The sequence below is a fragment of the Ancylobacter sonchi genome (assembly GCF_018390695.1).
Classification (GTDB): Bacteria; Pseudomonadota; Alphaproteobacteria; order Rhizobiales; family Xanthobacteraceae; genus Ancylobacter; species Ancylobacter sonchi.
Window position 1 is genome coordinate 608,064 of the sequence record NZ_JAHBGF010000028.1, and the last position, 18,497, is coordinate 626,560.

The 18,497-nt window shown below is 66.3% G+C and carries 20 protein-coding genes; 7 read left to right on the forward strand and 13 right to left on the reverse strand.

Features of this window, described 5'->3' with window-relative positions; genetic code table 11:
- Positions 1-57 precede the first annotated feature (57 nt).
- The 4 genes from purL to KHC28_RS18220 all read left to right on the forward strand — a co-directional run bounded on the left by purL (position 58) and on the right by KHC28_RS18220 (position 4,234).
- The gene (gene purL, locus KHC28_RS18205; protein WP_214009735.1) at positions 58-2,286 is read left to right on the forward strand and encodes a phosphoribosylformylglycinamidine synthase subunit PurL; all 2,229 of its coding nucleotides are present in this window, start codon (positions 58-60) and stop codon (positions 2,284-2,286) included.
- A gap of 9 nt (positions 2,287-2,295) precedes the next feature.
- Positions 2,296-2,532, forward strand: a complete 237-nt coding sequence (locus KHC28_RS18210) for a BolA family protein (protein ID WP_214009736.1) — start codon at positions 2,296-2,298, stop codon at positions 2,530-2,532.
- Positions 2,533-2,693: 161 nt separating this feature from the next.
- Positions 2,694-3,032, forward strand: coding sequence for a Grx4 family monothiol glutaredoxin (gene grxD / locus KHC28_RS18215; RefSeq protein WP_214009737.1), 339 nt, complete (start codon positions 2,694-2,696; stop codon positions 3,030-3,032).
- Positions 3,033-3,136: 104 nt separating this feature from the next.
- Positions 3,137-4,234, forward strand: a complete 1,098-nt coding sequence (locus tag KHC28_RS18220) for an alpha/beta hydrolase (RefSeq protein ID WP_214009738.1) — start codon at positions 3,137-3,139, stop codon at positions 4,232-4,234.
- Positions 4,235-4,306: 72 nt separating this feature from the next.
- Here KHC28_RS18220 and rpsD read toward each other — a convergent pair whose 3' ends face one another.
- The 3 genes from rpsD to murI all read right to left on the reverse strand — a co-directional run bounded on the left by rpsD (position 4,307) and on the right by murI (position 7,345).
- On the reverse strand, positions 4,307-4,924 hold the full coding sequence (rpsD, locus tag KHC28_RS18225) for a 30S ribosomal protein S4 (protein ID WP_214009739.1): 618 nt from the start codon (positions 4,922-4,924) through the stop codon (positions 4,307-4,309).
- Positions 4,925-5,135: 211 nt separating this feature from the next.
- Positions 5,136-6,374: a lytic murein transglycosylase gene (locus tag KHC28_RS18230; RefSeq protein WP_214009740.1), complete on the reverse strand. Its 1,239-nt coding sequence runs from the start codon at positions 6,372-6,374 to the stop codon at positions 5,136-5,138.
- Between the two features lie 152 nt (positions 6,375-6,526).
- Positions 6,527-7,345, reverse strand: coding sequence for a glutamate racemase (gene murI / locus KHC28_RS18235; RefSeq protein ID WP_214009986.1), 819 nt, complete (start codon positions 7,343-7,345; stop codon positions 6,527-6,529).
- 364 nt (positions 7,346-7,709) lie between these two features.
- On the opposite strand from murI, the gene KHC28_RS18240 reads away from it, so the two are divergent.
- Positions 7,710-8,216, forward strand: a complete 507-nt coding sequence (locus tag KHC28_RS18240; RefSeq protein WP_214009987.1) for a YciE/YciF ferroxidase family protein — start codon at positions 7,710-7,712, stop codon at positions 8,214-8,216.
- A gap of 68 nt (positions 8,217-8,284) precedes the next feature.
- Positions 8,285-8,515: a hypothetical protein gene (locus KHC28_RS18245; protein ID WP_214009741.1), complete on the forward strand. Its 231-nt coding sequence runs from the start codon at positions 8,285-8,287 to the stop codon at positions 8,513-8,515.
- 10 nt (positions 8,516-8,525) lie between these two features.
- Here KHC28_RS18245 and KHC28_RS18250 read toward each other — a convergent pair whose 3' ends face one another.
- The 10 genes from KHC28_RS18250 to KHC28_RS18295 all read right to left on the reverse strand — a co-directional run bounded on the left by KHC28_RS18250 (position 8,526) and on the right by KHC28_RS18295 (position 17,534).
- The gene (locus tag KHC28_RS18250; protein WP_214009742.1) at positions 8,526-9,386 is read right to left on the reverse strand and encodes an ABC transporter permease; all 861 of its coding nucleotides are present in this window, start codon (positions 9,384-9,386) and stop codon (positions 8,526-8,528) included.
- Between the two features lie 16 nt (positions 9,387-9,402).
- Positions 9,403-10,212 carry an ABC transporter ATP-binding protein gene (locus KHC28_RS18255; protein WP_214009743.1) on the reverse strand — a complete coding sequence of 270 codons (810 nt, stop codon included), beginning with the start codon at positions 10,210-10,212 and terminating at the stop codon, positions 9,403-9,405.
- Positions 10,213-10,215: 3 nt separating this feature from the next.
- Positions 10,216-11,211, reverse strand: coding sequence for an ABC transporter substrate-binding protein (locus KHC28_RS18260; protein ID WP_214009744.1), 996 nt, complete (start codon positions 11,209-11,211; stop codon positions 10,216-10,218).
- A gap of 149 nt (positions 11,212-11,360) precedes the next feature.
- Positions 11,361-11,924, reverse strand: a complete 564-nt coding sequence (locus tag KHC28_RS18265) for an NAD(P)H-dependent oxidoreductase (RefSeq protein ID WP_214009745.1) — start codon at positions 11,922-11,924, stop codon at positions 11,361-11,363.
- Positions 11,921-13,108 carry an FMNH2-dependent alkanesulfonate monooxygenase gene (gene ssuD / locus KHC28_RS18270; RefSeq protein WP_214009746.1) on the reverse strand — a complete coding sequence of 396 codons (1,188 nt, stop codon included), beginning with the start codon at positions 13,106-13,108 and terminating at the stop codon, positions 11,921-11,923. Before ssuD ends, KHC28_RS18265 begins: the two co-directional genes overlap by 4 nt.
- 304 nt (positions 13,109-13,412) lie before the next feature.
- Positions 13,413-14,117, reverse strand: a complete 705-nt coding sequence (locus KHC28_RS18275) for a fumarylacetoacetate hydrolase family protein (protein ID WP_214009747.1) — start codon at positions 14,115-14,117, stop codon at positions 13,413-13,415.
- A complete protein-coding gene (locus KHC28_RS18280) occupies positions 14,117-14,869 on the reverse strand; it encodes an ABC transporter permease (protein ID WP_214009748.1) in 753 nt (250 codons plus the stop codon). The genes KHC28_RS18275 and KHC28_RS18280 overlap by 1 nt, the downstream gene beginning before the upstream one ends.
- 12 nt (positions 14,870-14,881) lie before the next feature.
- Positions 14,882-15,685, reverse strand: a complete 804-nt coding sequence (locus tag KHC28_RS18285; protein ID WP_214009749.1) for an ABC transporter ATP-binding protein — start codon at positions 15,683-15,685, stop codon at positions 14,882-14,884.
- 3 nt (positions 15,686-15,688) lie between these two features.
- Complete coding sequence (locus KHC28_RS18290; RefSeq protein ID WP_214009750.1) at positions 15,689-16,519, reverse strand: ABC transporter permease; 831 nt, start codon at positions 16,517-16,519, stop codon at positions 15,689-15,691.
- A 10-nt stretch (positions 16,520-16,529) separates the two neighbouring features.
- Positions 16,530-17,534 (reverse strand): ABC transporter substrate-binding protein, encoded by a 1,005-nt coding sequence (locus KHC28_RS18295; RefSeq protein WP_214009751.1) that lies wholly within the window; start codon positions 17,532-17,534, stop codon positions 16,530-16,532.
- Positions 17,535-17,722: 188 nt separating this feature from the next.
- Here KHC28_RS18295 and KHC28_RS18300 point away from each other — a divergent pair, with 188 nt between their 5' ends.
- Entirely contained in the window at positions 17,723-18,439 is a 717-nt protein-coding gene (locus KHC28_RS18300; protein WP_214009752.1) for a FadR/GntR family transcriptional regulator, read from the forward strand.
- Positions 18,440-18,497: the final 58 nt, after the last annotated feature.

An 18,497-nucleotide genomic window follows, 5' to 3' on the forward strand; every position in this document is an offset into this window, starting at 1 on the left:
TTTGCGCCCGCCCCGACGTGCCCGCCTGCCAGCGAAACGGAATGTGACGGCCCGAGCATGACTGTCCTCGATACGCCTGCCAAAGAACCGACGATCACGCCCCAGCTCGTCGCCGATCACGGCCTGAAGCCGGATGAGTATGAGCGCATCCTGAAGCTCATCGGCCGCGAGCCGAGCTTCACCGAGCTCGGCATCTTCTCGGCGATGTGGAACGAGCACTGCTCCTACAAGTCGTCGCGGCTGCATCTGCGCGGCCTGCCGACCAAGGCGCCGTGGGTCATCCAGGGGCCGGGCGAGAATGCCGGCGTCATCGACATCGGCGACGGCCAAGCCGCGGTGTTCAAGATGGAAAGCCACAATCACCCGTCCTATATCGAGCCCTATCAGGGCGCGGCGACGGGCGTCGGTGGCATCCTGCGCGACGTGTTCACCATGGGCGCCCGGCCGATCGCGGCGCTGAACGCGCTGCGCTTCGGCGATCCTGCCCATCCGCGCACCAAGCATCTGGTGGCGGGCGTCGTCGCCGGCATCGGCGGCTACGGCAATTCCTTCGGCGTGCCCACCGTGGGCGGCCTTGTCGGCTTCCACACCCGCTATGACGGCAACTGCCTGGTCAACGCCATGGCGGTCGGCCTCGCCGAGACGGACAAGATCTTCTACGCCAAGGCGACCGGCGTCGGCCTGCCGGTGGTTTATCTCGGCTCCAAGACCGGCCGCGACGGCATCCACGGCGCCACCATGGCCTCCGCTGAGTTTGGCGAAGGCGCCGAGGAAAAGCGCCCGACCGTGCAGGTGGGTGATCCCTTCGCCGAGAAGCTGCTGCTGGAAGCTTGCCTCGAGATCATGGCAGCCGGCTGCGTCGTCGCGATCCAGGACATGGGCGCGGCGGGTCTCACCTGCTCGGCGGTGGAGATGGGCGCCAAGGGCGATCTCGGCATCGAGCTCGACCTCGACAAGCTGCCCTGCCGCGAAGAAGGCATGAGCGCCTATGAGATGATGCTCTCCGAGAGCCAGGAGCGCATGCTCATGGTGATCGCGCCGGGCAAGGAAGAGCAGGCCGAGGCGATCTTCCGCAAATGGGGCCTCGACTTCGCTATTGTCGGCCACACCACCGACACGCTGCGCTTCGTGGTGAAGCACAAGGGCGAGGTGAAGGCCGACCTGCCGATCAAGGAACTCGGCGACGAGGCGCCGCTCTATGACCGCCCCTGGGTGGAGACGCCCAAGCAGCAGCGCATCGACCCGGCCTCGCTGGAGATCAGCGCCACCATTCCGGGCGCGCTGGAGCGGCTGATCGGCTCGCCGGACTTCGCGTCCAAGCGCTGGATCTGGGAGCAGTACGACCACCTGATCCTCAACAACACCGTGCAGCGCCCCGGCGGCGACGCGGCGGTGGTGCGGGTCGAGGACGGCCCCAAGGGCCTGGCCATGGCCTGCGACGTCACCCCGCGCTACTGCGAGGCCGATCCGTTCGAGGGCGGCAAGCAGGCGGTCGCCGAGGTGTGGCGCAACATCACCGCCGTGGGCGGCACGCCGCTGGCGCTGACCGACAACCTGAATTTCGGCAATCCCGAGAAGCCGGAAATCATGGGCCAACTGGTCGGTTGCCTGCGCGGCATCGGCGCGGCCGCGAAAGAGCTCGACTTCCCGGTCGTCTCCGGCAATGTCAGCCTCTACAACGAAACCCATGGCCGCGGCATTTTGCCGACCCCGACCATTGGTGGCGTCGGCGTGCTCGCCGATGTCGAGAAGATGGCGACAATCGCCTTTAAGGAAACCAGCGAAGTCATTCTGGTGATTGGTGAAACCACTGGATGGCTCGGCCAGTCCGCCTTCCTGTCGGAGATCCTCGATCGCGAGGAAGGCGCCCCGCCGCCGGTCGATCTCGCACTGGAGCGCAAGCATGGCGACTTCGTCCGCGCGCTGATCGCCGATGGCCTCGTCTCCGCCGTGCACGACGTCTCCGACGGCGGCCTGCTGGTGGCGCTCGCCGAAATGGCGATGGCCTCGGGCATCGGCGCCTCGCTGCTCGCCGAGCCGGCCGAGGTCAACCCGCATGCCTTCTGGTTCGGCGAGGACCAGGCCCGCTACATCGTCACCGTCTCGACCGGCGAGAAGGCGACGGTGCTCAAGCGCGCCGAGTCGGCCGGCGTGCCGGTTGCCAAGCTCGGCAGCACCGGCGGCGACAAGTTGACCATTCCCGGCGAGCGCCCCATCGTCATCGATGCGCTGCGCGAGCGTTCCGAATCCTGGCTGCCCATCTATATGGGCGCGGGCATGATGTGAGGGCCGACCATGGCGATGGAAGCATCCGAGATCGAGAAGCTGATCCGGCAGGGCCTGCCGGATGCCGAGGTCACCATGCGCGACCTGGCCGGCGACAATAATCACTGGCACGCCACCGTGGTCAGCGAGAGCTTCCGCGGCAAGTCGCGGGTGCAGCAGCACCAGATGGTCTATGCCGCCATCGGCGCGCCGATGGGCGGAGTGCTGCACGCCCTCGCCCTGCAGACCGAAGTGCCGAAGGCCTGAGCCGGCGATCGCGACGACAACCTCCTGAAGCCCGGCCGCGACAGCGTGCCGGGCTTCATCTATATGTAGAGGCGAAGGGTTGCATGGCGCACCGCGCGCCATCACCTATGAGCGCATAGAGACACATGGACCCGAGCGGTCCCGAGACGGGTGAGCACTAAATGAGCATCCAGGATTTCATCGACGGCCAGGTGAAGAGCAACGACGTCGTCGTCTTCATGAAGGGGACGCCGCAGTTCCCGATGTGCGGCTTCTCCGGCCAGGTGGCGCAGATCTTCAACCACCTCGGCGTCGATTATAAGGGCATCAACGTCCTCGATTCCGACGAGATCCGCCAGGGCATCAAGGAATACACCAACTGGCCGACCATTCCGCAGATCTTCGTCAAGGGCGAGTTCATCGGCGGCTGCGATATCGTGCGCGAGATGTTCCAGGCCGGCGAGCTGCAGACCCTTCTGGAAGAGAAGGGCGTGCCGGTGATGGGCCGCGCCTCGGCCTGATTTTGCCAGACGCGGCAGGCTGACTTGGCGTCCTCCTGCCGCGCGCTTGCTTCTTCGCCAAGACAATGCGGTAATCCCTCCGGGCCAAGCCTCGGGGGGATGCTATGGCGCGCATTTATTACGCGACGAACCGGCGCCTTGTCGCCGGCGCGCGAATTCCGTTCGGCAATCGCTACAATGAGGAAGGGCCGGCGTTCTACCGCGTCGGCTATGCCGAGGTCGACCGCAATCCCGATGCCACGGACTCAGACGATGCGTTCGTGCTGCGCTCGGTATTTCTAGCGGAAGAGCATCCGGCGCCGGCGGGGGCACCTCCCTCGGAGGAGATCATCGGCTCGACCGGCGTCTTCGAATCGATGACGCAGGCGGTGCGCGGCGAATCCCGCGAGGTCATCGCCTATATTCACGGCTTCAATTCCAGCTTCGAGACCTGCATGCTGCGCGCCGCGCAGCTGGAAGCGAACTGGCGCGTCGGCGGCAAGGCCCCACTGATCTTCGCCTTCTCCTGGCCCGCTGACGACGGCGACGGGCTCGGCCTCGGCGAGAGCGCCTCCAACGAATCCAAGTGGAAATATTTCGGCGATCGCGACGATGCCGAAGCCTCGGGGAAGGCCATCGGCCGCAGCCTCCGCCGGTTGATCGACTTCCTGCTGGAACTCAGGAAGGAAGACCGCGCGGCGGGGCGCGAGCCGTGCGGGCAGAAGCTGCACCTCGTCACGCACAGCATGGGCAACTGGGCGCTGCGCCATGCCCTGCTGGCGCTGAGGGGCTTCAGCAGCGGCGCACGGCTGCCGAAGATCTTCACCAACGCCTTCCTGATGGCGGCCGACGAGGACGCGGATGCGCTGGAGCACAACACCAAGCTGGGCTTGCTGCCGCAGCTCGCGGAGGCGATCCACGTCTATCACGCGCGCCGGGACCTTGCTTTGATCATCAGCGACACCACCAAGCTCAATCCGGATCGCCTCGGCGCCTGGGGGCCGCGTACCTTCGACGGGCTCGATTCCTCCATCTATGGCATCGATTGCGCCGATGTGTGCGTGACGCAGCTCACCCACGGCAATCACCAATATTACCGCATCCGGCCGGAGGTGATCGCCGACGTACGGCAGGTGATGGCCGGCAAGGGACCTGACCAGATCAGCGGCCGGGTACCCGTGCGCGCCGGACGGCAATACCGCATCAAGCCAGGCCGTAACTGACCGGGCCGCATGAGGTGACCAACAAAAAAGCCGCCCTTCCGGGCGGCTTTCTCGTCTGGGAATGAACCCAAATCAGCGCGAATAATATTCGACGACGAGGTTGGGCTCCATCACCACCGGATAGGGCACCTCGTTGAGCTCCGGCACGCGGGCGAACTTCGCGGTCAGCTTGTGGCCGTCGACCTCGAGATAGTCCGGCACGTCACGCTCGCCGGAAGCCGAGGCTTCCATCACCAGAGCCATCTGCTTGGAGGCGTCCTTCACCTCGATCACATCGCCGACCTTCACCTGGTAGGACGGGATGTTGACGCGGCGGCCGTTCACCTTCACGTGGCCGTGGCTCACGAACTGGCGGGCGGCGAACACGGTGGGGACGAACTTGGCGCGGTAGACGACGGCGTCGAGGCGGCGCTCGAGCAGGCCGATCAGGTTGGCGCCGGTGTCGCCCTTGAGGCGCGCGGCTTCCACGTAGATCGCATAGAACTGCTTCTCGCCGATCGAGGCGTAGTAGCCCTTCAGCTTCTGCTTGGCGCGCAGCTGCACGCCGAAGTCGGAAAGCTTGCCCTTGCGGCGCTGGCCATGCTGGCCGGGGCCGTATTCACGCTTGTTGACGGGGCTCTTCGGGCGGCCCCAGATGTTCTCGCCCATACGGCGGTCAAGCTTGTGCTTGGCCGAAACGCGCTTGCTCATGCGCTGGTCCTCTTCGCAAGGTTGCGGTTTGGATCGCGCCCCCTCCTTTGTCCTGCGAGACGGGTCTCGCGGGACTGACAGGCTCCGGCCGAACGCGCCGGACGGAACCACGGGTGCGTGAAACAACTCACGGGGCCGTTGCCAGCCCCGTGAGTGGGCGCGTGCATAAGCGGAAAGCGACACAAGGTCAAGCGATTCCGCTGTTTGCGCGCTACCGGCCCTTCCTCAGCGCCGCCAATACCTCCTGCCCGGCATAGCCGTCCGCCTCCATCCCCGCGCGGCGCTGAAAATTGGCGACGGCACGCATGGTCAGGTTGCCGACGCGTCCATCGACCCCGCCGGTATCGAAGCCGGCGGCGGTAAGGCGCTTCTGCACCTCCTGGATCTCCGCCAGCGTCAGTGTCCGCTCGCCGCCGGGGAACGGCGTGACGAAGTCCGGCTCCCCCAGCACACGGTCGCCGAGATGGCAGACCGCCAGCGCATAATTCATCGACGGATTATAGGACTTCACCGCGTAGAAATTCTGCGTGAGCAGGAAGCTCGGCCCCTCGGTGCCGACCGGCGCCCACAGCCGCGTGCGGGCGGCGGCATGGCTGAAGCGCCCTCCTCCGACCGGCGCGACGCCAAGCTTGCTCCAGTCGGCCACGGTGCGGATCGACTGCGCGTCGGCATAGCGAGCGGCGCCATCGGGGACCTTCACCTCGAATCCCCAGGGCAGCCCGGCCTGATACTTGCCCCGCTTGATCAGATAGCGGGACGTACCGGCCAGCGCATCGCCGACCTCATAGGGCGAGACACGGCCATCGCCGTCATAATCGATGCCGAGATTGAGCCACACCTCTGGCATCCACTGCGTGTGCCCCATGGCGCCGGCCCAGGAGCCGAGCATCATATCCGGCGTCCCCCAGCCGCGCTGGACGATGGCCATGGCATTGAGGAGCTCGGTCTCCCAGTATTTGCGGCGGCGGGGCTCGCCCCAGGCCAGCGCCGCCAGCGAGGGGAACACCGGCTTCATGTGGTCCTCGTCGGTGACGAGCTCGCCGAACGCGCTCTCCATCCCCCACAGGCCCAGCAGCACGTCGGGTTCGACGCCGAAGTCCCGGTTGAGGCGCTTCAGCAGCGCGGCGTTCTTCTTCACCGCGGCCCGGCCGGTGATCAGCCGCCACTCCGAGATCCGGCGGTTGAGATATTGCCAGAGCTGCTCGCGGAACTCCGGCTGCGCCCGATCCTTGGCATAGACGCTGATATCGGGCTCAAGGCCGCGCGTCACCCGGTCATAGACCTCGTCGGAAATGCCGCGCGCCCGCGCTTTCGGACGAAAATCGCGCAGCCAGGCGTCGAAGGACTGGCTGGCGGATTGCGCATGGGCGCCGGTACCGGCCGCCGCCAGCGCGCCCGCGAGGACGAGCACCGAGCGGCGCGACAGGACGGAGCCGTGACGAAGCTGCATTGTCCTCGCTCGCTTTCCCCGGCGACGAGCCGGAATCGGGCGGTCGCTGACTTTAGGGCATGGTGACCGGCGAAGACGATCGAGGCAAGACACGGAGCCGAGACACGCGCGGCTGAGACACGGGAGCGAGACGCGCGCGGACGGTCGAGCGGTCAGGCCAGGGCGCTCATCGGCACGAGTTCACCGCTGCGGGCGGGCATGCCGGCGATGCGGCCGACCAGCCCGCCATCGAGCGGCTCGCCGGTGGAGAACAGCCGCAGGGGCGCTGGGCTGCGCTCGCCCATGGCGGGACCGACCAGAGAGACGGTGCGCCGCGCAATGGCCGGCGCCGGATCCACCCAGCGTACCGGCCAGGGCGCAACCTTCTCCAGCCGGTCGCGCACCAGCGGATAGTGGGTGCAGGCCAGCACCACGGTGTCAGTACGGGCGCCTCCCTCGCGCACGAAGGCGGGAGCGATTTCCTCGGCGAACTCGGCATCGGCGAGCGGCTCGCCGGCGAAATGCGCCTCGACCAGCGGCGCCAGCCGGGCGCTGCCGACCAGCGTCACCCGGCAGGATCCGGCGAAATCGCGGATGAGCGCCTTGGTATAGTCCCGCTTCACCGTGCCGGGGGTCGCCAGCACGCTGATCATACGGCTCTGCGAGCCCTCGCAGGCCGGCTTCACCGCCGGCACCGTGCCGACAAACGGGATGGCGAAGCGCGCGCGTAGCGCCGGAAGCACCGCTGTCGACGCTGTATTGCAGGAGATCACCACCGCATCTGGCGCCAGCCGAGCGACCAGCGCGTCCATCACCGAGACGACCCGGGCGATCAGCGTCGCCTCGTCGAGAGCGCCATAGGGAAAGCCGGCATCGTCCGCCGCATAGACATAGCGCGCGTCCGGACGCTGGCGCGCCAGCTCCCGCAGCACGGAAAGTCCGCCGAGGCCGGAATCGAACAAGAGGATGGTGGGAGCGCGCAGACTGGGCATCGGCGAGGGAACGGAGGGGAGTGGCGACACCAATGGTGATCCGATGGAAGAGCCGTAGCCGAGATCAGCGGAAAACGTGCCGGAAACAGAGGAAGCGTCAATGCCCATCTTGTTGCCCTCCAACCGGGCGGCATTGTGGCGCATCAAGGTGAAGACTTGGTTTCCGGCCCGGGCGCCTCGCGGGATCACCGCCGCCTCTTCCGCGCAGAGGATGCGGGCAACGGCTGACGGTAAAGCGTCGACCGGAAAGGAAAAGTCGGAACATCGATCACAGCAGACGGTTGACGCACCAGACGTCGCGTTTCAACGCAATGTCAAAAGGTCAGAAAATACCTTCTGCTACCGCCATACCGGAGGAAAGATCATGGGTTTCTTCTCGAAGGACATCAAGACAATGGACGATCTCTTCGTTCACACGCTCCGCGACGTCTATTACGCGGAGAACAGGATCCTGAAGGCACTCCCTTCGATGATCGAGAAAGCCACCGACCCTCAGCTGAAGGCCGGCTTCGAGAATCACCTCAAGGAAACCGAGGGCCATGTGAAGCGCCTGCTGGAGGTGTTCCAGTTGCACGGCGTCGAGGCCAAGCCGGTGACCTGCCCGGCGATCGACGGCATCATCAAGGAAGCCGAGGAAGTGAGCGGCGAAGTCGCGGACAAGGAAGTTCTCGACGCCGCCCTCGCCGCAGCCGCTCAGGCAGTGGAGCACTATGAGATCACCCGCTACGGCACGCTGATCGCCTGGGCCAACCAGCTGGGTCGCTCCGACTGCGCCCGCGTGCTCCAGCGCACTCTGGAAGAGGAGAAGAAGGCGGACGCCCTGCTCTCCAAGGTCGCGATGTCCAAGCTCAACATGCGCGCCGCCAGCTAGCCACACGAGCACGGGCGACCGCGCGTCGTCGGCCGCCCGTCCGCTTTCCAAAAGACGAGGAGACCACCATGGTACGCGATCCGCGCCAACTCGATCAGAACCCGGTCGTCATCGATCCGGCCGATGTCGACGCCGTGCTCGAGGACCGCCCTACTCCGCCCGGTCCTCCCCTCCAGCCGGCGCTGGACGAAGTTTCGCATCCGCGCCCGCTGACGAACGACAACCACCGGAAATCACCGGCAAAGCGCCCCACTGGCCACCTGCCGGGCAATGCCCGCCCCTCACTCGACGGGAAGTAGCCTTCCCAGGTCAGCGCAGCATGCCCCAGCGACGGACGGTGGCGCTCTCCAGGCCACGGAACGCCACCGCTTCGACCAGCAGGCCGATGAGGATCACCGTGGCGAGGCCGGCGAAGACGCGATCGGTATAGAGCTCGTTGCGGGCGCGGAAGATGAACCAGCCGAGGCCGCCGGAGCTGGAGCTCACCCCGAACACCAGTTCGGCCGCGATCAGCGTGCGCCAGGCAAAGGCCCAGCCGACCCGCATGCCGGAGATCAGCGCCGGCAGCGCCGACGGGATGAGGATCTGCCGGACATAGGCCGGCCCCGTCAGCCCGTAGTTGCGGCCCACGAGGCGATGCGTCTCCGGCACCCCCTCGAAGCCCTGCAGGGCTGCGAGTGCGAAGGGCCACACCACCGCATTGATCAGCACGAACAGCAGGCTCGCCTGGCCAAGGCCGAACCACAGCAACGCCAGAGGCAGCAGCGCGATAGCCGGCAGCGGGCTCAGCATGGCCGCCACCGTCTGCAGGGCATCGCGCACGAAGCCGTTGGCCACGGCGAAGGCGACAATGACGGTGGCGATGACGATCGCCGCGACATAGCCCTTCACCAGCACGGCGAGCGAGGCGACGGCGGCCGCCAGCAATCCCTCGTTCAGGCTCGCCTCGCGAAAGGCGGCGAAGGCCTCGAGGAAACTCGGCAGCAGGATGGGATTGTCCTGCCATCGGGCCGCCAGTTCCCAGCCCAGTGCCAGCACCACCAGCACGGTGAGACGACGGAACCACAGCGCGCGCGTCAGGCGTCGCACGCCCTCCCGCCAGCGCGGCGCCGCAGCGGTGGCGGCGGCAGGATCTCGGGAGACGGCGTCGAAGACCGGAATATCGCTCATGATTTTGCTCCCGCCCTTAGTCCGCCGTCGCCTTGTCGAACAGCGCGGCATGCACGCGGCGGCTCACCGTTTCGAAAGCGGCGGTGCCGAGGTCGCGCATGTCGAAGGCGGAGACGTCGAGCGTGGTGATGGTGCGGCCGGGATGGGCGCTGAGCAGATGCAGCCGCGTGCCGATCAGCACGGCCTCGTCGATGTCATGGGTGACGAACAACAGCGTCAGGCCGGTCTCGCGGGCAATGTCCAGAAGGTCGCGCTGCATCTGCAGCCGGGTGAGCGCGTCGAGCGCAGCAAAGGGCTCGTCCATCAGCAGCACGTCCGGGCTCGCCGCGAGCGCCCGCGCTATGGCGGCACGCTGCTTCATGCCGCCGGACAGGGTATGTGGATAGCTGTGCAGCACGCGCTCCAGCCCGACCCGTCGCAGGGCGCCGGCGGCGATCTCGCGCGCCTCGTCCTTCTTCTTGCGGCGGGTGGCGATCAGCGGGAAGGCGACATTGTCGAGCACCGTCTTCCAGGGCAGCAGCTGGTCGAATTCCTGGAACACCACGATGCGATCCGGTCCCGGCCCGGTGATCGGCCGGCCGCGCAGTGTCAGCGTGCCGGCGCTCGGGGCGATGAAGCCGGCGGCTGCCTTGAGGATCGAGGACTTGCCGCAGCCGGAGGGACCGAGCAGCACCAGCCGCTCGCCCTTGGCGAGGGTGAAGTCGACGGCGTCGACCGCCCGCACCGGCCCGCGCTCGGTCGCGTAGTCGAGGGTCAGACCGCGCGCCTCGAAGAGCGGGGTGGCGGGTTTCACCTGATGCGCCGTCTCGGTGGCCGGTGCGAGCATCGGTCAGCTCCCCGCCTGGTCGTGCAGTTCCGGGAAGGTGTAGCTCTTCCAGCTACCGGGCTGGGTCTTGATCGCTCCGGTGCGGAACAGGAAGTCGCCGAACACCTCGCTCTTAAGCGGCACCAGGGTGAACTGCACCTCCGGATTGTCGATGATCTGCTTCACGAAGGCCGGATCGAGCTTGGACTTCTCGACCTTCACATAGGTATCCGCGGCCAGCTGGTGATTCTTGGCGGCAATCTCGGTCGCTTCCTTGAAAGCGCGGAAGAACGCCTCGTAGGTCTTCGGGTTGGCGTCGCGCCATTTCAGCGTCGTGTAGGCCACCGTCGGGGTGAAGGGGCCGCCGAGCACGTCATAGGACGACCACACCTTGTGGACCTTCGGGTCCTTCAGCGCCTGCTCCTGAAACGGCGAGTTGGAGAGATGCCCGGTGATCTCGGTGGAGCCGGAGATCAGCGCCGCCGTGGCGTCGGGATGCGGCAGTGTCACCTGGATCCCGTCGAGCTTGCCCTGATTGCCGGGACCGAACTCCTTCTCGGCGGCAATCTGCAGCGTACGCGCCTGCACCGACACGCCGGCCGCCGGGGTGGCGATACGGTCGTTCGGTCCGAAATCCTTCAGGCTCTTGATGTCCGGCTTGTTGGTGAGCAGGTAGTTCGGCGTCGCCCCGAAGGCACCGACGATCTTCACCGCTCCCTTGGTGCGATCCCACACCGTGAAGAACGGGCCGATGCCGGCGGAGGCGATGTCGACCGAGCCAGACAGTAGCGCGTCGTTCACCGCATTGCCGCCGGACAGCTTCGCCCACTCGACCTTGACGTCGATGCCCAGCTCCTTGCCGTGCTTCTCGATCAGGTTCTGGTCGCGAAGGATGTGGAAGGGAATGTAGAGCGTGCCGAACTGCTCGGAGATGCGGATGAGCCCTTCGGCGGAGGCCGAGCCGGCGGCGGCGCCGAACATGGCGAGGGAAAGCGCGGCGGCACGGATAAAGCGTTTCATCGATGGTGTCCTCAAGGTCGAGCGTCGGCCTTCGCGCGGGATGTCGTCTCGCGGCGGCGGCGGAAAGGGCGTGGCATGAGTGGAGGATGCGCGCTCAGCGCGCGGCGCTACATCGTTCCCTCGACCGGATGGCGGCGACGCTCATCAGCTCACTCCGCCGCGATCGCCAAGGGCAGGGTCGCGTGGCGGACCACGCTGACCGCCTCGTGCACCAACCGCTCGAAGCGCTGCTCCGCCGGCTCACCGATCAGGGCCGAGCCGGACCATTCACGCTCGGTGAGGAACAGGCCGGTGCCGAGCGGCTGGGCCTGGAAGAAGGCGAAGAGCGGCCGCAGCTGATGCTCGATCACCAGCGCATGGCGCTCGCTGCCGCCGGTCGCCAGCAGCGCCACCGGCTTGCCCACCAGCCCGCCATAATCGACAAAGTCGATGAAGTGCTTGAACAGGCCGGAATAGGAGCCCTTGTAGACCGGCGAGCCGATCACCAGCAGGTCCGCGGCCTCCACGGCGGCGAAGGCGGCGGTCTCCTCGCGCCCGGCGGCTTCGCGCGAGCGCATGAGGCCGAGCTGCGGCAGGCGGGAGACGTCCACCACCTGGACGCGGGCGTCGAGCTCTCGTCCCAGCCGCTCGGTGGCGAACTGCACCAGCGAGAGGGTCCGGGACGGGGCCGAGAGGCTGCCGCTAATACCGACGACGTTGAGTTTGCCGCTCATGACTGCGCCGCCTGCCGGACCGGCCGGTAATCATTGGCGATGGTCTCGCCGAACGGCCCGGTGTTCACCGTGGTGGCGGCGCGGGCGATGTCGTGGTTGAGCTTGAGCCGGGGCAGCACCAGCTCGCCGACGCGATAGGCTTCTTCCAGATGCGGGTAGCCGGAGAAGATGAAGCTCTCAATGCCGAGCTCGGCATATTCCTCGATCCGCGCCGCCACCGTCGCGCCGTCGCCGACGAGCGCGGTGCCCGCGCCGCCACGCACCAGACCCACGCCGGCCCAGAGGTTCGGGCTCACTTCCAGCTTGTCGCGACGTCCGCCATGCAGGGCGCTCATCCGCGCCTGCCCGACCGAATCCAGCCGGGAGAATACGCTCTGCGCCGCCGCGATGGTGGCGTCGTCGAGATGGTGGATGAGGTCTTCCGCCGCCTCCCAGGCCTTCGCATTGGTCTCGCGCACGATGACGTGCAAGCGGATACCGAAGCGCACCTTGCGCCCGCGCGCCTCCGCCTGCCGACGTATCTCGGCGATCTTGGCCTTCACCGCCGCCGGCGGCTCGCCCCAGGTGAGGTAGACATCGACATGCTCGGCCGCGACCGCGCTTGCGGCCGGTGAGGAGCCGCCGAAATAGAGCGGCGGCCCGCCCGGCTGCACCGGCGGGAACAGCACATTGCCGCCTTCTACCTTCAGATGCTTGCCCTGGTAGGTCACCGTTTCGCCGGCCAGTAGCGGCCGGTAGATGTCGAGGAATTCCTGCGTCACCTCGTAACGGGCGTCGTGATCGAGGAAGATGCCGTCGCCGGCATTCTCCACCGGATCGCCGCCGGTGACGATGTTGATCAGCAGCCTCCCCTCGGAGATGCGGTCGAGGGTGGCGGTCATGCGGGCATAGAGGGTCGGCGAGGCGAGACCCGGACGGACCGCCACCAGATAGCGCAGCCGCTTGGTGGCCGGCGCCAGCGCCGAGGCGACCAGCCAGGAATCCTCGCAGCTCTTACCCGTCGGGATCAGCACGCCGTAGAAGCCGAGCGAGTCAGCCGCCTGCGCCACCTGACGCAGATAATCGAGTGTCACCGCCCGCCCGCCGGTCGCGGTCCCGAGATAGCGCCCGTCGCCATGCGTGGGCAGGAACCAGAAGACGTTGAGCCCATCGGAGGGGCTCGGAGGCAATGTGGAAAGGGTCATGTCGAAATCCCCGGCAGGGAATGGAGGTCACGGATGCGCGGAACGGGCGTCAGCTTGCCCGGCTCAGGGCCGACATCGGCATATCCAGCGCATATCCGCATCCCTCGCTGCCACGGCCGTGCCGCGTATCGTGCTTCAAGAAAACGCAGGATCGGCGGCAGGTCAACATATTTTCTATAGAGTCTATGGTATTTAAGTTCAATCACAGGCAACGGCCGTGCAAATACCTGTCAGGCAATAAAAAACCCGCCGGCCACCAAGGGCCGGCGGGGTCGAGAAGCTGCGTTGCGTCAGGTGGTCGCGATCAGACCACGGTCACGTCGAGCGTGCCGACGCCGTCGACGCCACCTTCCATCTTGTCGCCGCGCACGATGGCGCCGACGCCCGCCGGCGTGCCGGACATGATGATGTCGCCCGGCCGCAGCTCAAACAGACCCGAGAGGTAGGAGATCATCTCCGGCACCTTCCAGATCATCTGGTTGAGATCGCCGCTCTGGCGCAGCTCGCCATTGACCTTCAGCCACACCTTGCCGTCGGTCGGGTGGCCGATCTGCGAGGCCGGAACCAGCGCCGAGCAGGGAGCCGAGGCCTCGAAGGCCTTGCCGACTTCCCACGGGCGGCCGAGCTTCTTGGCCTCGCCCTGCAGGTCGCGGCGGGTCATGTCGAGGCCGACGCCATAGCCCCACACATGCTCCATGGCGCTCTCGACCGGGATGTTCACTCCGCCCTTGCCGATGGCGACGAGCATTTCGAGCTCGTAGTGCACGTCCTTCGACTTGTCGGGATAGGGGAACGAGCCGCCGGTGATGACGTTGTCCGGGTTCTTCTGGAAGAAGAAGGGCGGCTCCTTGTCGGGATCGTGGCCCATCTCGATCGCGTGCTCGGCATAGTTGCGCCCGACGCAATAGATGCGGTGGATCGGGAACAGCTTGTCGCTGCCGGCCACCGGCAGGGTGGGAATGCCCGGCGGGGCGATGACATAGGCGGTGGTGTCAAGCGGCGCGTTCATCAGCGGACTCCTGCATAATATTCGACGCGTTTTTCGATGTTCTCGATCAGGGCCGACAGTCCCATCGCCGCGGCGAACAGGATGATGGTCAGCGCCCAGAAATTCTCCATGTCGAAATTGCGCGAGTAGAGTTCGAACAATTCGCCATAGCCGATGATGGAGACGAGCAATTGCCCGATCACCACGCCCTTCACGCCGCGCACCATGCCAAGCCGGATACCCGCGAGGATTTCCGGCAGGGCGGCGAGAAGGATGATCTTGGAATAGAGGCGCAAGCCCCCTGCCCCGTAGCTGCGGCCCATTTCCTCCAGCGAGCGCGGCACCGCCTGGATGCCAGCGCGGGTGTCGAGCACGATGATCCACACGGCGAACAGGAACACGGTGACCACCACCGTGGTCTCGCCCATACCGAACAGAATCATCAGCACCGGCACCAGCGCCGACAGCGGCGCCGACACGAAGATGTTGACCCAGATGCCCAGCAAATTGTCGGCCAGGGTGGAGCGCCCCATCAGCACGCCGATCACCACGCCGGCGACGATGGCGAGCGCCATGCCGATCAGGAAGCTGTTCAGCGTGGTGAGCGCCGCCGCCTGCCATGAGCCGGTCTGCACCAGCGAGAAGGCGGCGACCAGTACATCGGAGAGCGGCGGAACGAGGAAGGAAACACCCGCCTGCCCGACGATTTCCCAGATGACGCACCACGCCAGCAGCGAGGCCATCATCGGCACGCGATAGCCGAATAAGGTCATGTCCCGCCTCCCCTAGTCGACATAGCGCTTGAGGCCCTGCCAGATCTCCTCGACCGTATCGAGGTAGCCCTGGTCGCGGCGGATGGCATCGGGACTGGCAGTACGGTCGATCTCCGGCTCGATGATCTGCGCGACCCGGCCCGGCCGACGCGACAGGATGACGATGCGGTCGGAGCAGTAGACCGCCTCCTCGATCGAATGGGTGACGAAGATGAAGGTCTTCTTCTCCAGATCGACGAGGCGCAACAGGTCCTCCTGGAACTTGCGCCGGTTCTGCTCGTCGACCGCCGAGAACGGCTCGTCGAGCAGCAGTACGTCGGCGTTCACCGCGAAGGCGCGGGCAAGGCCGACGCGCTGGCGCATGCCGCCGGAAAGCTCGTGCGGGTACTTGTTCTCGAAGCCCGACAGCCCGACCTCGGCGATGTATTTCTGCGCCACCGCCTGGCGCTCATCCTTGCCGACACCTTTCAATTCAAGGCCGAAGGCGACGTTGCGCATCACGGTGGCCCAGGGCATCAGCGCGAAGTCCTGGAACACGAAGGCACGCTCGGGACCGGGCCCGGTGACCGGCTTGCCGTTGACCCGCACCTCGCCAGAGGTGGCCGGGATGAGGCCGGCGATGATCTTCAGCAGCGTGGTCTTGCCGCAGCCGGAGGGGCCGAGCAGCGTGGTGAGCTTGCCGGCGGGGAAGTCGAGGTCGATGGAGCGCAGCGCCTCCATCTCCGCGTACATCTTGCAGATGCCGCGCACTTCGACGGCCGCGTCCGGCGAGGGAACGGTGGCGGCCGCGCTGGCCGCGGCGGTGATGTTGCGCATGGCTCAGCCCTTCTTCTTTTCGGGACGCAGCACCCGGACCTCGAAAGCTTCGAGGGCGGAAAGGGTTAGCGTCGAGACGAGGATGATGGAGACGACGGCGGCGTACATTTCGGGGTAGTCGGCGACCGAGCGGTGATAGGTGATGAGGTCACCGATCCCGGTCGGGGTGATCAGCAGCTCGGCGAGAATCACACCGATGAAACCCGCGGCGAGACCCAAACGTAAGCCGGCAAAGATAATGGGGGAGGCGTCGGGCAGGATGATCTTCACGATCCGTTGCCACCAGCTTCCCTGAAAGGAGCGGCACATGTCAACCAATGACGGATTGGTATTTCGTACCGCCTTATAGCCATTGAGCGCGATCACCGGCAGGGCGAGCATCACCACCGCCAGCGTCTTGGAGACGAGGCCGATTCCGTAGACGAAGGTGATCAGCGGAATCAGCGCCGCCATCGGCGCCGCCTGCAGCACGATGAAGATCGGCGCCACCAACCATTCGGCGAAGCGCGACAGCCCCATCACGATGCCCAGCCCCACCCCGAGCACGGCGGAGATGGCGATGCCGATTACCAGCGGCTGCAGGGTCTCGGCATAGGCGGCGACGAAGGAGCCGTCGAACAGCATGGTCAGGAAGGCGCGCAGCGTCTCCAGGAAGGTCGGGAAGGCAAAGCTGATCGGAATCCGCCCGGCGATCTCCCAGACGAGAAAGAACAGGCCGATCGAGGCGGTGCGCCAGAGGGCCGTGCGATGCTCCAAAAGCTTCCCCCAGAAGGAGGAAGCCCCGGTGCCGGGAAGGGCTCGTGGCGAGCCGTTCGCGTGGGCGGGTGCCGACATGCCACCCGCCTCAGTTCGTGCCGACCTTGCCGAGCACGCGGTTCAGCGGCTCGAGCGCCCAGAACTCCTCGACCTTCAGGCTGGCCGGCTCGCCGGTCAGCTGGCCCGAGAGCGTGTAGAAGGCGAAATCGTCCTTGGCCGCCGTCGCGCCGCCGCCATTGAGCGGGAACGCCTTGCCCTGCGCCAGCTCGGTGAAATAGGGAGTGATTTCAGCGGCCTGGTCGGCCGGCAGGTCCGGCAGCAGCTTATACTTGGCGCGCCATTCGGCGACGATCGCCGGGTTCTTGGTGACCTCGCGCCAGGTAGTGAGGATCGACTCGACGATGATGTCGACGTCCTTCTGGTTCTTGTCGAGATAATCCTGGCGGGCGAACAGCGCCTCGTCAGTGGCGTTGACGCCGTCCATCGGCAGGATGACGAACTTGCCGGGCGCCTTCTGCTCCAGCAGCCGGCGACCGTTGGAATCGACAATGGTCGCCTTCACATTGCCCTGCAGCAGCGCGCCGGTGCGCACCTCCGAGCCGGGGATGTAGCTGATCTTGGAGAACTTGATCCCCTGCTTCTGCTCCATCAGCCTCATGATCGCCTCGGTGCCGGAGCCGCGCGAGTGCACCGCGACTTCCTGCCCGTTGAGATCCTTCCACGTCTTGTAGAACTCGGCGTTCACAGCCGGGTAGAAGCGCAGCGTGGAGAGCTGCAGGAAGATGCGCACCGGCACCTTCACCTTCTGGATCAGGGCGTAGGGCCCGCCGACGCCGATATCCGCCTGCCCGCTGACCACCGCCTGCGCGGCGATGTCCTCGGACTTCAGATAGGTCATCTCGACCTCGACGCCCTTGGTCTTGGCGAGCTCGAAGGCGGCGAGCAGATGCAGGTTCTCGACGCTGGCGATGTCGCCATAGGCGACGCGCACCTTCGCTTCCGCCTGCGGCGCCGCCAACAGTACGGCACCGAAACCAATCGCGAGCGCCGCGCCGGACAGTGTCCAAGGCCCCTTCGTCAAATTCTTGAGCATTTCCAGTCTCCCATGACGGCCAGGCGGTTGGATCCGCCGCTGATCAACCTGCGGATCGAGCCGCGAGGTCAGATACCAATTTGCATTTGGTCTATAATGGAGCTAACGCTTGGTCAAGGTCAAATCCACTTGACCCGGCGTAACAGCCGCGACATAGATTGAACCAATTCCATATTTGGTTGATGCGCATGGACAGCCTGACCACCGACGCCGACCCGCACACGCAGAAGAGCACCGTGACCCAGTTGCGGGCCTTTCTCGCCCAGAGCGACCTGCCCGACGACGGCCGGCTGCCGCCCGAGCGCGAGCTCTCGGCGGCGCTCGGCATCTCGCGCACCGAGCTGCGCAAGGCGCTCGACGTGCTGGAGGCGGAAGGGCAGATCTGGCGGCATGTCGGCAAGGGCACCTTCATGGGCAGCCGGCCGCTCGACACCTTCGCCGACATCGCGGCGCTGGCACGGCGCTCCAACCCGGCGGAAGTGATGCGCGCCCGCATCGTGATCGAGCCGGAGATCGCCCGCGCCGCCGCCTTCACCGCCACGCCGGCCGACATCACCGAGATGCGGCTGTGCCTCGCCCGCTCGCGGCAGGCCGACAGCTGGCGGCAATATGAGGGCTGGGACACCCGCCTGCACCGCACCATCGCCGAGGCGACGCAGAACGGCCTGCTGCTCGGCCTGTTCGACACGCTGAACGCGGTGCGCCGCGCCGTGACCTGGGGTCGGCTGCGCGCCCTGCCGGTGCGCCCGGCGCCGGATCATCACAGCTTCCGGGAGCACGAGGCGATCGTCGACGCCATCGAGCACCGCGACATGGCCGGGGCCGCCAATGCCATGCGCAACCATTTGCGCACGGTGGAACGCAAGCTGCTCGACAAGCAGCTGCGCGCCGCCGAAGAAGGCTGAATCGCCACCATATCGCGACCAATGATCACATTGGATTGATACCGGTCGGCCTTTGCGG